Origin of the sequence: Tardiphaga sp. (assembly GCF_041424195.1) — a bacterium.
Taxonomy (GTDB): Bacteria; Pseudomonadota; Alphaproteobacteria; order Rhizobiales; family Xanthobacteraceae; genus Tardiphaga.
In genome coordinates this window covers 1-13,170 of the sequence record NZ_JBGMOE010000142.1, presented here as the reverse complement: position 1 = coordinate 13,170, position 13,170 = coordinate 1, and the positions used below count along the sequence as shown (strand labels likewise).

The window sequence follows — 13,170 nt, the reverse complement described above, 5'->3', positions numbered from 1 at the left end:
AATCAAACGGAGGACATCATGACGAAGGATATTCGAGGCACCACGCGCAATCACATCTCCCGTCGTCACGTGCTGGCTGCACTCGGCACCGGCGCGAGCGTCGTCGCTATGCCGTGGATCGCACGCGCGGCTGACGACACGATCCGCATCGGCTTTCCGACGCCCCTGACCGGCCCGTTCGCGGCTGAGGCCAAGGATCAGGTCAAGAGCGCCGAACTCGCAGTCAAGCAGTTCAACGACAAGGGCGGCGTCAATGGCCGCAAGGTCGAACTGCTGGTGCGCGACGACAAACTCAATGGCGGCGAGGCGGCGACGCGCACCCTCGAACTGATCGAGAAGGACAAGGTGCATGCGATCGTCGGATCGCTGTCCAGCGCGGTGCAGCTCGCTGTCAATGAAGTCACCCGCGCGCGCGGCGTACTCTACGTCTCGATCAGCCAGTCCGACACCATCAATGAGGTGAAGGACTTCAGCAAATATACGTTCCATGAGGCGCTCAACCCGACGATGACCGCTGGCGCGGTGGCGCGTCACGCCTTCAAGAAGGGCACCAAGGTCGCACATCTTGTAGCCGACTATGCCTATGGCCATGAAATGCTGCGCGGCTTCAAACGCGCACAGGCCGCAATTGGCGCCGAGACCGTCGGCGAGATCATGCATCCGTTCGGCGCGGCCGATTACTCGACCTTCATGCCGCGCCTGCGTTCGATGCGTGCCGACGTGCTGTGCATCAGCAATTTCGGCCGCGACCAGGCCAATTCCATCAAGCAGGCGGTGGATTTCGGCCTCAAGCAGCAGTCCAGGATCGTCGTCCCGGTGCTGCTGCACAATCAGCGTCTGGCAGTCAGCCCGGAAGTGTTCGAGGGCGTCGTTGGTGGCTCAAACTACTATTGGGGCCTCGAGAGCCAGTTGCCGAGCGCCAAGGCGTTCAACGATGCTTATCGTGCGGCCAATAGCGGCGCGATTCCGACCGACTACGGCGCTTACGGCTACACTGGCGTCTCGTCGCTGCTGCAGGCGATGCAGGTGGCCGGCGGTACTGACACTGACAAGGTGATCGCGGCGCTGGAAGCCTTGAAATATGACGTCGCCAAGGGCCCGCAATATTACCGGAAGTGCGATCACCAGTCGGTACAGTCGGTGCTCGTGCTCGAGTCGAAGAAAAAGGCCGACATGAAGAGCGACAGCGACCTGTTCAGCATCCTCGCCAATGACGCGCCATCCGAAGATGTGCTGCGCAGCTGCACCGAACTCGGCTTCCCCACCTAAACGAAAGTACGCGCCTTCCCATGGATACAGAACTCATCCTGATGCAGCTCTTCTCTGGAGTTGCCCTCGGTGCGATCCTCGTGATCACCGCGCTCGGCCTGTCGATCATCTTCGGCATGCTGGGCGTGGTGAATTTCGCGCATGGCGCATTGTTCATGGTCGGCGCCTATGCCGGGCTGTGGGTCGCCTCGCTCACCGGGAGCTTCTGGTGGGGGTTGATTGTCGCACCGATCATGATCGGTGCGTTCGGGATGCTGATCGAGTATGTGCTGATACGGCCGCTCTATGGCCGCTCGATCGATGACCCGCTGCTGCTGACCTTCGGCCTCAGTTATGTGCTGGTGGAAGGCGTGCGGATCGTATTCGGCAGCGACGGCATTCCGTTCCCGACGCCGTCGTCACTGACCGGCGTCGTCGATCTCGGCGTCGGATTCTTTCCGATCTATCGCATCTTCGTCGTCGGTGTCGTGTTCCTTGTCGTGGTGCTGCTGTGGCTCGGGCTCGAGAAGACCAAGTTCGGCCTGATCGTGCGCGCCGGCGCGCGCGATCCGACCATGATGAAGGTGCTTGGGGTCGACATCAGCAAGGTCTGGCTTCTGGTGTTCGGTCTCGGCGTTGGACTGGCCTCGCTGGGTGGCGTGCTGTCCGGGCCGATGCGGTCAGTCAATCCGGAAATGGGCGCACTGGTACTGGCTGAAGCTTTCGTCGTGACGGTGATCGGTGGTCTCGGCTCGCTGCTCGGCTCGATCGTCGCCGGTCTCCTGGTCGGCGTCGTGATCAGCATGACGGCGCTGTTCGCGCCGGAAATGGCGACCATCGTGATGTTCGCGCTGATGGCCATTGTTCTTCTGATCCGGCCGCAGGGCCTGTTCGGCAAACTCGCGTAACGGAGCGGACCATGACATCTCCGGCGCTGGCCGTTCCCCCTTCTGCAAGCATGCGTAGGTCTGTGCGCTTCAAATCGCTCATGACCAAATATCGCGTTCCCTTGTCGATCCTCGCACTCTGTCTGTTACCCTGGCTGCTGCCGTCCAAGGCACTGGCGGTCAATGTCTTGATCTATGGCGTTGTGGCCGTCGGCTACAACCTGCTGTTCGGCTATACCGGCCTGCTGTCATTCGGCCATGCGGCATTTGTCGGCACCGGAGCTTACATCACCGGCATCGCCATCGGTCAGTTCGGCGTTCCGTGGTATCTCGCCGTGCTGATGGGCGTTATTGGCGGCGCACTGCTGGCCTTCATCATGGGCGCGCTATCCACGCGCACGCGCGGCATCTACTTCTCGATGGTGACGCTCGCGCTCGCGCAGCTCGTCTATTACGTGGCGCTCCAGACGCCATCCTGGACGGGTGGCGAGAACGGATTGCGCGGTTTCACCGTCAACAAGATCAATCTATTCGGGTTCGAGATCAATTTTCTCGATCCGGTCAACAAATACTATGTGCTGATGGTGTTCGCGGCGCTGGCGCTATGGCTGGTCTCGCGCATTCTCAATTCTCCCTTCGGCGCAGCCATCGAGGCGATCCGCGAGAACGAGCGGCGCGCCCGGACCTGCGGTTACAATGTCGAGCGCACCAAGCTGTTGTCATTCACCCTGTCGGGCACGATCTGCGCGCTGGGCGGCACCATGTCGGCGCTGCATTTGGCCTTCGTGCCGCTGGACTCACTGCACTATCTGTCATCCGGCATGATTGTGATGATGACGCTGCTCGGCGGCGCCAGCAGCTTCTTCGGCCCGTTCATTGGCGCACTGGTTTTCCTGGTGATGGAAGACGTGTTCTCGCTGTGGACATCGCACTGGCAGATCATCGTCGGATCCATCTTCGTGCTGTTCGTGTTGTTTCTGCCCAAGGGCATCTGGGGTACATTTCTCACAAGGGTCATGCGATGAACGCGCCGCTTCTCGCCGTCAACGATATCGGAGTGAGGTTCGGTGGCTTCGTCGCGCTGCAAGGCGTGACGACGGAGTTCCGGCCCGGTCGCGTCACTTCCATCATCGGCCCCAACGGCGCCGGCAAGAGCACGTTCTTCAACGTGCTGTCCGGTGTGCTGACGCCCTCCAGCGGATCGATCCGCTTCAAGGGCGCGGACCTCAAGGGCACGAAGCAGCATGAGTTCGTGCATCGGGGCATTGCGCGCTCTTACCAGATCACCAACATCTTCCCGGATCTCAGCGTCCACGAGAATGTCCGCGTCGCGGCACAAGCCAGCCGTTCGCGCTACAATATCTGGACCAACCGCAACAAGTTCACCGAGCTGGATGCCAGGGCCGATGCCGCGCTCGATGCGGTGGGTTTGGTCGCCAAGCGTGACGAGACCGCGAAGTTTCTGGCGCATGGTCAGCAGCGGGCGCTGGAAATCGCCATCGCGCTGATCTCCAATCCGGAAGTGCTGTTGCTGGACGAGCCTACCGCGGGCATGGGGCCGGAAGAGACCAAGGAAATGGTGGCGCTGCTGGAGAAGCTGGCAGCGGAGCGCACTATCCTGCTGGTCGAACACAAGATGAAGATGATCCTCGGCCTCAGCGACCGGATCCTGGTACTGCATCACGGCCGGCTGATTGCGGACGGCTCACCGCGTGACATTCAGACGGACCCCGAGGTCCGTCGCGTCTATCTGGGACAGAACGATGGCTATGCTTGAAACCAAAGACCTGAACGCCTGGTACGGCGCCAGCCATACGCTTCACGGGGTCTCGATCTCAGTGGCGCAGGGCGAGGTCGTGGCACTCGTTGGCCGCAACGGTGCCGGCAAGACCACCACGATCCGTTCGGTCATGGGGCTGATGTCGAAGACCACCGGTAGCATCACCTTCGATGGCCACGATCTGGTGTCGATGAAGGCGCATGACCGGTTCCGGCTCGGCCTCGCTTACGTGCCCGAAGAGCGCCGGATCATTCCCGGTCTCACCGTGCGCGAGAATCTGCAGCTCGGCCTCGTCGCCAGCGCGGGCAAGATCGATGAACGTGAAGCCATCGAGGAAATCGCCGAGAGCTTTCCGCGCCTCAAGGAACGTCTCGACCAGGAAGGTGTCACCATGTCGGGCGGCGAGCAGCAGATGCTGGCCATCGCCCGTGCGACCATCGCCAAGCCGAAGATGATCCTGCTCGACGAGCCGTCGGAAGGCATCATGCCGGTACTTGTCGAGGAGATGGGCGTGCTGTTCCGCAAGCTGCGCGATCAGGGCGTCACACTGCTGCTGGTCGAGCAGAATGTCGAATGGGCGCTGCGCCTCGCCGATCGCGCGATCATCATGGATCAGGGCGAGGTCGTTTATGAAAGCAGCTCGGCCGCATTGCTCGCCGACAAGGAAATCCAGGAACGTTATTGCGCGGTTTGACGCGCATGCTTGCAGACAGGTGATTCCATGCAGATGAAAGACAGCCAGACCGTCCCGGCTTCACGCGACAAGGTCTGGGCCGCACTCAACGATCCGGAGGTGCTGAAACAGTGCATTCCCGGCTGCCAGGTGCTGGACATGACCTCGCCGACCGAGATGACGGCGACGGTTGTAATCAAGGTCGGGCCCGTGAAGGCGACGTTCGGCGGCAAGGTGACGTTGAGCGATCTCGATCCGCCGAACGGATACAAGATCACCGGCGAGGGATCCGGCGGCGTGGCCGGCTTCGCCAAAGGCGGCGCGGCCATCCGGTTGGAAGCAGCCGGCGACGACGAAACGATCCTGCATTACGAGGTGGATTCCCAGATCGGTGGCAAGCTGGCGCAGCTCGGCGGGCGTCTGATCGACTCCACCGCCAAGAAGCTGGCCGGCGAGTTCTTCACCAAATTCGGCGCAGTCGTTTCCGCGAGCTGAGTGCGACGCCCGCTATTGCACAACGAACTGGCTGCGTGCCTCACGCACCCTGGCGACGATGTAGCGGCGGATCTCGCGGACTCTGCTCGTGTCATGCGTGTCGGGATGCGAGACGAGCCAGTAGCTGCGGGTGAAGCGGCTGGCCGGCAGGATACGCTTCAGCTCGGGATAAAGCTGCGCGGCGTAATCGTGCAGGATGCCCACGCCATGGCCGGCGCGAACGGCCTCTAGCTGGCCGGCCACGCTGCCGCACTCGAAACGTCGTGTGATCAGTTCGCTGAAGGTCGACGCATAGTCGAGGGCGCGGCTGTAGATGATGTCGTAGATATAGGTGATCAGCAGGTGGTCGGCGAGATCGCCGGGCTCGCGGATCGGCGTCGATCGGGCCAGATAGTCCTCCGACGCGTAGACGCTCAGCGTGTAATCCGTGAGCTTGGTGCAGATCAGCTTGCCTTCATCGGGACGTTCCAGCGTCACCACGATATCGGCCTCGCGCTTGGCGAGCGAGAAAGTGCGCGGTAGCGCCACAAGCTGGACGATGAGATCGGGATTGGCGGCCGCAAAGCCTCCCAGCTTATCTGCCAGAAAGTAATTGCCGAGTCCGTCCGGTGCGCCAATCCGCACTGTGCCCGCAACCTTGTCGGCGGCCGAGGTAAGCTGCGAACCGACCCGGAGCAGTTCGGATTCTGCGCGCTCTGCCGCTGCAAGAAGCGCAACCCCTGATGGGGTCAGCGAAGACCCGGTGGTCTGCCGGTTCAGGAGCTTTGTCTTGAGGTCTTTCTCGAGAGCGGTGAGCTGGCGCGCCACCGTCGCATGGTTGAGCTTCAGCCGCTTGGCGGCGCCGAGAATCTGGCCGGTACGGGCGACTTCCAGGAAAATCCGAACTTTGTCCCAATCCATCGCGGGACTTTATTTGCTGCACATCGAAGCCGCAATACTTCGCGTTGTCCGGGCGGGGGAAGCGGCGCAAGACCGCCGGAGCATCAAAGGAGAGTTCGATGGCTTCGGAAATCAAGCACTATATCGGCGGACAGCAGGTGGCAGGTCGCAGCGGCCGGACGTCGCCTGTTTTCAACCCTGCCACCGGTGAGCAGACGGCTCAGGTGGGTCTTGCCAGCACGTCCGAAGTGGGTGCCGCGGTTGCTGCCGCGCTCGCGGCTGCCGAAAGCTGGGCCGATACGCCGTCGCTGCGCCGTGCCCGCATTCTCAATAAGTTCCTGCGTATCTGCGAGGATCGCATCGACGATCTGGCCGCGGTGATCACCTCCGAGCACGGCAAGACGCTGTCGGACGCCAAGGGCGAGATCCAGCGCGGTCTCGAAGTCGTCGAATTCGCCGTCGGTGCGCCGCAGTTGCTCAAGGGCGAAGTCAGCGAGAATGTTGGCACGCGTGTCGACAGCTATGGCGTACGTCAGGCGCTGGGCGTGGTCGCGGGCATCACGCCGTTCAATTTCCCGGTCATGGTGCCGATGTGGATGTTCCCGGTGGCGCTGGCCTGCGGCAACACCTTCGTGCTGAAGCCCTCGGAGCGTGACCCTTCGGCGTCGCTTCTGATTGCCGAATGGCTGGCTGAAGCCGGCCTGCCAGCCGGGGTATTCAACGTCGTGCATGGCGACAAGGAAGCCGTCGATGCATTGCTGCATCATCCCGACGTTGCAGCAATCAGCTTCGTCGGATCGACTCCGATCGCGCGTTACATCTATTCGACCGCGACCAGCACCGGAAAGCGTTGCCAGGCACTCGGCGGCGCCAAGAACCACATGGTGGTGATGCCCGATGCCGACATCGATCAGGCCGTCGATGCGCTGATGGGCGCTGCCTATGGCTCGGCCGGCGAACGCTGCATGGCGATTTCGGTCGCGGTCCCGGTCGGCGAGAAGACGGCGGATGCCTTGATCTCCAAGCTGGAGCCGAAGATTCGCGCGCTGAAGGTTGGTTCGGGCTTCAACGCCGAGTCCGAAATGGGTCCGCTGGTGACCCAGCAGCATCTCGACAAGGTGCGCGGCTATGTCGATTCCGGCGTCGAACAGGGCGCCAAGCTGATCGTCGACGGCCGCGAATTCCGCTCCAACGAGGGTGGTTACTTCATTGGCGGATCGCTGTTCGATCACGTGACGCCGGACATGAAGATCTACAAGGAAGAGATCTTCGGGCCTGTGCTCGCGGTAGTGCGTACGCCGGACTACGCGACGGCAGCGCGCATGATCAATGACAACGAATACGGCAATGGCACCGCTATCTTCACCCAGAACGGCGACATCGCGCGTGAGTTCGCTCATCGCATCCGCGTCGGCATGGTGGGCATCAACGTGCCGATCCCCGTGCCTGTGGCATTCCACTCCTTCGGGGGATGGAAGGCCTCGCTGTTCGGTGACCATTCGATGCACGGACCCGAAGGCGTTCGCTTCTATACCCGGCTCAAGACGGTCACCAGCCGCTGGCCGACAAGCATTGCGCAGGGTCCGGAATTCGTGATGCCCACAATGAAGTAGGTCGGAGCGTGGAGCGCGCGGCTAACGCGTGCTCCACGAGCCTGCCGGATTATTCCGCAGCCCTCAGGCCGCGCCCGTTACACGCCAGATCACATCGCCCACATCGTCGGCCACCAGCAATGCGCCGTCGGAGGTGAGCGTGACACCGACCGGGCGTCCGTAGGACACCTTCTCGTCGGGCGCGAGGAAGCCTGACAGGATGTCCCGCGGCGGCCCGGATGGCTTGCCGTTCACGAACGGGATGAAGACCACCTTGTACCCGCTCAGCGTGCTGCGATTCCATGAGCCGTGCTGGCCGATGACCATGCCGTCTGGAAATCCCGGCAGCGTGCCGGCCGGCAGCCAGCACAGGCCGAGCGACGCAGTATGCCCGCCCAGTGCATAGTCGGGCGTAATCGCGGTGGCCACCAGCGCCGGATCCTGCGGGACGCGGTCATCGACCGTCTTGCCCCAGTAGCAATAGGGCCAGCCATAGAAGCCGCCGTCGCGCACCGAGGTCAGGTAGTCCGGCGGCGTCTCGTCGCCGAGGCCGTCGCGCTCATTGACCACGGTCCAGAGCGAACCGGTCGTGGGCTCCCATGCGAGACCAACCGGATTGCGCAATCCGGCGCCGAAGATGCGGCTCTTGCCAGTAGCGATATCGAGTTCGTAGACAGCCGCGCGGCCTTCTTCGGCTTCCATGCCGCTCTCGGCGATATTGCTCAGCGAGCCAACGCCGATATAGAGCTTGCTGCCATCCGGGCTCGGCAGGATGCTCCGCGTCCAGTGGCCGCCTGACTTGAAATTAGTGAGTTTCTTGCCCGGGGCGGTGATGCTGTCTGCGCCCGCCACATAGGGGAAGGCCACGACGCCATCGACATTGCCGACATAGAATGTGTCATTCAGCAGGGCCATGCCGAACGGCTGGTTCAGTCCCTCCATGAAGGTCTGGCTGATCTCGGCGACACCGTCGCCGTCCCGGTCGCGCAGCAGCGTGATGCGGTTGGCGCTGACGCCAAGCGCGGCGGCCCGGCGCATCGTCGCCTGCATCGCATAGCCGAACATGTTGCGCACCGGGCCTGCAACCTGCGTCGCCTCCGCGATGAGAACGTCGCCATTGGGCAGCACGTTGATCCAGCGCGGATGTTTCAGGCCGGTCGCAAAGGCGTTGACCTTGAGCCCGGGGGCGACCACGGGCTTCTGTCCCGCGGCCCAGCCCTGGGCCGTCGGCATCTTCAATGTGGGGATGGCGCCTTGCGGCTTTGCCTCCGGCACCACCGGCGCGCTGCCCCAGGCGGGCGCGTGCACGTTGCCCTGTAGACGACGCCACTGCAGCGCCGCGCCACCGATCACCGCGACGACGCGCGCAAATATTCCGGACAAGCTCATGTCTTTCCCCCCATGCAAGTGGGCGCACACTATCCGACACCCACGCGGGTTAAAACCGCCGCGTGACGGCGTGCAGGGCATGCGAGCCCGTCATTCATGGGGGATCGGCGCCAGGATGATCGGGGCGGGTACCGGTGGCTATGGCGCTGCGATGGCCTGGTTGATGCAGTCCGCGAGTTCGTCAACTTCAAACGGCTTGTTGAGGACACAGGGCGTGTTGCCCAGCCGCTGACGCACTTTCTGCTCGGAATTGGCCGTGATGAAGATGACCGGCGTTTCGTTGTTGTCTGAGCGCATGCGCTCATAGAGGTCGATGCCAGTCAGGCCCGGCATTTCCACGTCGGTCACCACGCATGACGTATCGAGGGCCGACGGCGATGTCAGAAACGCCTCGGCGGATTCGAAGCTGAGGACAGCGAAGCCCAGCGATCGCAGCAGGCTTTCAAGCGCGCGGCGAACCGACGAGGAATCGTCGATGATGGCAATGGCATGTTCAGCGTTCAACGCAATCTCCACACGGCAGCTTTGACAGCGACCCCAGTGTTGAGCCGTTTCGCCCAGAATATTGTCAAATATCGCCGTGCAGCGAAATCATACTGAGGTTTATCGTGAGGTACCGGGAGCCGGTTTCATGCCGATGGCCTCAGCCATGCGCACCAGAGAGGCGAAGGATTTTGCATCCATCTTCTTCATCATCTTGCCGCGATGGATCTTAACCGTAATTTCGCTGAGGTTCAGCTTTGCGGCGATCTGCTTGTTCAGCAGCCCGGCGGTGGCAAATTCCATCACCTCGCGTTCGCGTGCGCTTAATGTGCCGAACCGTTCCTTGATACCGGCCAGCCCATCGCGCTCCTGCCGCGCCTTGCGGTCGCGCTCAACGGCGCCGGCGACGGCATCGAGCATCTCCTGATCGCGAAACGGCTTGGCCAGAAAGTCGACGGCGCCGGCCTTCATGGCGCGGACCGTCATCGGCACATCGGCATGGCCGGTCATGAATACGATGGGTGTATTGCTGCCGAGATCGGCGAGGCGCTTCTGGAAATCGAGGCCGCTGACGATGGGCAGCCTGATGTCGAGGACGAGGCAGCTCGCCTTGGTGAGAATATCGCTGTCGAGCAGCTCGGCGGCCGAGGAGGCGAAACTGACGGCATAACCAACCGAACGCAGCAGACTGCCGACCGCAGTGCGGATGGCGGCTTCGTCGTCGACGATGACGACCAAAGGTGCTTCTGCGTCGTTAGCCAAGGTTGCCGGGTCCCTCTGCGGTGGCTGTCGGTATCATGAAATGAAAGGTGCTTCCACCATCCTCGTTTCGCTCCGCCCAGATGCGCCCGTGATGCGACTCGATAATGGACCGGGAGATCGAGAGACCGATGCCCATCCCCTCGGCCTTTGTCGTGAAGAACGGCGCGAACAGGCGCTGCACATGGTCGTCCGGGATACCTGATCCTGAATCGCGCACAGTGACGAGAATTCCCTGTGTCGCGTCGCGTGTCGATCGCACCCTCAGCTCCTTCGTCGCGCTCGCCTTCATGGCGTGCACGGCGTTGCTGACGAGATTCATCAGCACCTGCTGAAGCTGCACCTCGTCGCCAGCGATGGTGGGCAGATCGTGCGTCAGATCGAGGGCAGCGGCGATCTGATGTTGCGCCAGATCGCGCTGGACCATCGCCAGTACCTGCATGATGATCGCATTGATATCGACCGGACCGCGCGCCAGTTCGCCCTTTACGGCGAGGGACCTCAGCCGGTGAATGATATCGCCGGCCCTTCGCCCCTCCTGCACCACTTCCTTGAGGCAGGTCGTGGTTTCGCCAAGATTGGGCCGCTCGCGCGATAACCAGCGCAAGGCCGCCTCCGCATTGGTCACGACGGCGGCGAGAGGCTGATTGACCTCATGGCCGATCGACGCGGTCAGGGCGCCCAATGTGGCGATGCGCGAGACGCGGATGAGCTCTGCAATGCTCTGCTGGAGTGCCTGCTCGGCTGCGATCTTGGCAGTGACATCGAGCGAATTGATCAGGACGGAGCGAGAGCGATCGCTCGGGAAGGTTGCGGTGACGATGGTGGTGCGCAATTCGCCGTTGACGGCACGGATGGTCGCTTCAATCGTGAAAGAGCTTTCTCCCGCAAGGTATGCGAGCAGGATTTCGCGAAAGGCGACCAAAGTCTCCGGCTCAAGTGCAGCATCCCAGGACTGCTGAACGTTCTTCTGGCCAAGATCGCCGATCAATTGCTTCGCGGCGTCATTCGCGTCGATGGTCCGCACCAGAAACAGGCAATGCTTGAGGAAGTCCTCATTGGCGATGAGATAGTCCCGAAGTCGGGGCAGGCCTTGTTGCAGGATCGGCGCGCAGGCATTGGCCGCCTCCGTGAAATCCTGCTCCCAGATGGCGACACTCGTGCTCTGAAAGATATTGCGATAGCGCTCTTCGCTCTGCCGGAGTCTTGCATCCGACATCCTGATCTGGACGCAGAGCACCGCGGCGATAGCAATGGCGAGAACACTCACGATGCCGCGCAGCATCGCTCCCTCATTGGGGGCATTGACGTGGCCGATCAGGTAACCGAGGAGCGTCAGGCCGATGCAGCCCAACGCAATCAGAATGATGCCCGTGACATTGGTGAAACGGAGCGCCATCAGCAGCACGACGATATAAAGCGCCGCGACGGCGATCTCGAATGTGCTGAAGGCGTCGAACACAAAAATGCCTGCGGCCAGGATGGCTGCCGCAACGGCCATGGGCAGCTGTGAGGGTCGTCGCTCCCGATCAGAATTGGTCATGTGAGCCGCAAAACAAGAAGCAGGTCCCGCCTTCTGCAGGGGATGGGAAAATCGTCGACCTCGGTGGCATCATCCTGCCTCGGTAAACCTTGGTATATGGTGGGATTACCTTTGTTTCCTGAATCTCTATTCTCGTAGAATGGTCCATGGGGCCGGAATCTCCCACCTTCGGATTGTCGAAGTCATCGCGATGTTGATGACGTTCACCACCTGAAGGAGAGACCGATATGCTGCTCGATTCACAGCCCAGGAGTTTTGACACGTTCGTCGGCGTATTGTCTGACGCAAGTTCTACGACGGTCGCACAACTCCTGCTAGATGCGCGGCAGGCCATCGGATCGGATGTCGGTGCGGCTCTTAGATGCATCGAACAGGCCGCTTCGTTGCTCGAAGCCCCGGTCCAGCCGTCGCCCGTCAGCCCCGCCCGGGGCGGCCTCGCGCGCTGGCAGACCGATCGTATCAAGCGCCACATTGATGCAAATCTGGATGAAGCGATCCAGGTATCGGATCTCGCGCGTATCGCTCGCCTGAGCTGCGGTTACTTCTCGAATGCGTTCAAGACCACATTTGGCCAGTCTCCCCATGCCTATATCGTCTCCCGCCGGTTGACACGCGCGATGGAGCTGATGAAATCCAGCGGCAAATCGCTCTGCGAGATAGCCATCGATTGCGGCTTCTCCGATCAGGCGCACCTGTGCCGCCAGTTTCGCCGCGCGACCGGAGCCAGCCCCAATGCCTGGCGGCGCAACAACGTGATGACATCCGAACTCGCGGGACAGCAGTGATGCTCCTCAGGAGTATCCGGAAACGCCGCGGCGGACGCTTGCACGATCGTCTCTGCCTTTGATGAATAGTTCACACGGCCGCTCCTCAAGATATCTCGCTACCTCAACCACTATGAAAGGATCGCTCAAATGTCTGCGCGCATGACGATGGTGAAATCGGCCAGGCGGCGGCTCGTGGTAGCCGCGTCCGTGGCTTTCGTGATGCTGGCCTCCATGGCGGAGAGCTCGGCGGCGTCCGACAGGGCCTATCGCTGGATCGGGGATTCCCGGCTCTCCATCGATATCGGCGCAGCCCGTCGCGCGCCGCGGCGTGTCCATGCTCCGGCCCGCGTGAGCGTGCCTTCCTCCGCTCCGGCGGTGCGGCTGATGGATTCCTATGCGAGGGCGCCGACCAGCTACGGCTACGGCATCGGTGATAATTCCCGAAACCAGACGTGGTGAAGCGAGGCGCCCGGCCAGATCCGGTCGATCCTCGAAGCATGGTGGCCCGTGCACCCCGGGTTCCAGAAATGCCCCGTTGTCCCGCGGCCTCGAATGGAGAGGTTCTTTCTCGAACAGTTCGAAGACGAGGATGTCGCCCCTGAGCTGGCCGAGCGCGCGGTCTAGGGCCGATCGACATTCAGGATTCCCAAGAGGTTCAATCGCTGATTCATAGGG

At 62.0% G+C, this 13,170-nt stretch carries 14 protein-coding genes; 9 read left to right on the top strand and 5 right to left on the bottom strand.

The annotated features are described in order from the left end of the window. Positions 1–18 precede the first annotated feature (18 nt). From ACEK02_RS18665 to ACEK02_RS18640, 6 genes are read left to right on the top strand one after another with little or no spacing between them, the layout of a single operon-like run. Positions 19–1,269 (top strand): ABC transporter substrate-binding protein, encoded by a 1,251-nt coding sequence (locus ACEK02_RS18665; RefSeq protein WP_371423063.1) that lies wholly within the window; start codon positions 19–21, stop codon positions 1,267–1,269. 20 nt (positions 1,270–1,289) lie between these two features. Next, positions 1,290–2,156 carry a branched-chain amino acid ABC transporter permease gene (locus ACEK02_RS18660; protein ID WP_371423062.1) on the top strand — a complete coding sequence of 289 codons (867 nt, stop codon included), beginning with the start codon at positions 1,290–1,292 and terminating at the stop codon, positions 2,154–2,156. A 50-nt stretch (positions 2,157–2,206) separates the two neighbouring features. Next, positions 2,207–3,160, top strand: coding sequence for a branched-chain amino acid ABC transporter permease (locus tag ACEK02_RS18655; RefSeq protein ID WP_371423101.1), 954 nt, complete (start codon positions 2,207–2,209; stop codon positions 3,158–3,160). Further along, the gene (locus ACEK02_RS18650; protein ID WP_371423061.1) at positions 3,157–3,912 is read left to right on the top strand and encodes an ABC transporter ATP-binding protein; all 756 of its coding nucleotides are present in this window, start codon (positions 3,157–3,159) and stop codon (positions 3,910–3,912) included. Before ACEK02_RS18655 ends, ACEK02_RS18650 begins: the two co-directional genes overlap by 4 nt. Further along, positions 3,905–4,609, top strand: coding sequence for an ABC transporter ATP-binding protein (locus ACEK02_RS18645; RefSeq protein ID WP_371423100.1), 705 nt, complete (start codon positions 3,905–3,907; stop codon positions 4,607–4,609). Before ACEK02_RS18650 ends, ACEK02_RS18645 begins: the two co-directional genes overlap by 8 nt. 27 nt (positions 4,610–4,636) lie before the next feature. Then, positions 4,637–5,083: a CoxG family protein gene (locus ACEK02_RS18640; protein ID WP_371423060.1), complete on the top strand. Its 447-nt coding sequence runs from the start codon at positions 4,637–4,639 to the stop codon at positions 5,081–5,083. A gap of 12 nt (positions 5,084–5,095) precedes the next feature. Here the strand turns inward: ACEK02_RS18640 and ACEK02_RS18635 are convergent, their stop codons facing one another. Beyond that, the gene (locus tag ACEK02_RS18635; protein ID WP_371423059.1) at positions 5,096–5,983 is read right to left on the bottom strand and encodes a LysR family transcriptional regulator; all 888 of its coding nucleotides are present in this window, start codon (positions 5,981–5,983) and stop codon (positions 5,096–5,098) included. A 98-nt stretch (positions 5,984–6,081) separates the two neighbouring features. Here ACEK02_RS18635 and ACEK02_RS18630 point away from each other — a divergent pair, with 98 nt between their 5' ends. After that, a complete protein-coding gene (locus tag ACEK02_RS18630; RefSeq protein ID WP_371423058.1) occupies positions 6,082–7,575 on the top strand; it encodes a CoA-acylating methylmalonate-semialdehyde dehydrogenase in 1,494 nt (497 codons plus the stop codon). Between the two features lie 63 nt (positions 7,576–7,638). Here the strand turns inward: ACEK02_RS18630 and ACEK02_RS18625 are convergent, their stop codons facing one another. The 4 genes from ACEK02_RS18625 to ACEK02_RS18610 all read right to left on the bottom strand — a co-directional run bounded on the left by ACEK02_RS18625 (position 7,639) and on the right by ACEK02_RS18610 (position 11,686). Next, positions 7,639–8,943 (bottom strand): sorbosone dehydrogenase family protein, encoded by a 1,305-nt coding sequence (locus tag ACEK02_RS18625; protein WP_371423057.1) that lies wholly within the window; start codon positions 8,941–8,943, stop codon positions 7,639–7,641. A gap of 138 nt (positions 8,944–9,081) precedes the next feature. Beyond that, positions 9,082–9,447 carry a response regulator transcription factor gene (locus ACEK02_RS18620; protein WP_371423056.1) on the bottom strand — a complete coding sequence of 122 codons (366 nt, stop codon included), beginning with the start codon at positions 9,445–9,447 and terminating at the stop codon, positions 9,082–9,084. A 99-nt stretch (positions 9,448–9,546) separates the two neighbouring features. Further along, on the bottom strand, positions 9,547–10,188 hold the full coding sequence (locus tag ACEK02_RS18615; protein WP_371423055.1) for a response regulator transcription factor: 642 nt from the start codon (positions 10,186–10,188) through the stop codon (positions 9,547–9,549). After that, positions 10,181–11,686, bottom strand: coding sequence for a sensor histidine kinase (locus ACEK02_RS18610; protein ID WP_371423054.1), 1,506 nt, complete (start codon positions 11,684–11,686; stop codon positions 10,181–10,183). The genes ACEK02_RS18615 and ACEK02_RS18610 overlap by 8 nt, the downstream gene beginning before the upstream one ends. A gap of 269 nt (positions 11,687–11,955) precedes the next feature. Here ACEK02_RS18610 and ACEK02_RS18605 point away from each other — a divergent pair, with 269 nt between their 5' ends. Both ACEK02_RS18605 and ACEK02_RS18600 read left to right on the top strand, forming a co-directional pair. Then, entirely contained in the window at positions 11,956–12,513 is a 558-nt protein-coding gene (locus ACEK02_RS18605) for a helix-turn-helix domain-containing protein (RefSeq protein WP_371423053.1), read from the top strand. Between the two features lie 129 nt (positions 12,514–12,642). Then, on the top strand, positions 12,643–12,954 hold the full coding sequence (locus tag ACEK02_RS18600; protein WP_371423052.1) for a hypothetical protein: 312 nt from the start codon (positions 12,643–12,645) through the stop codon (positions 12,952–12,954). Positions 12,955–13,170: the final 216 nt, after the last annotated feature.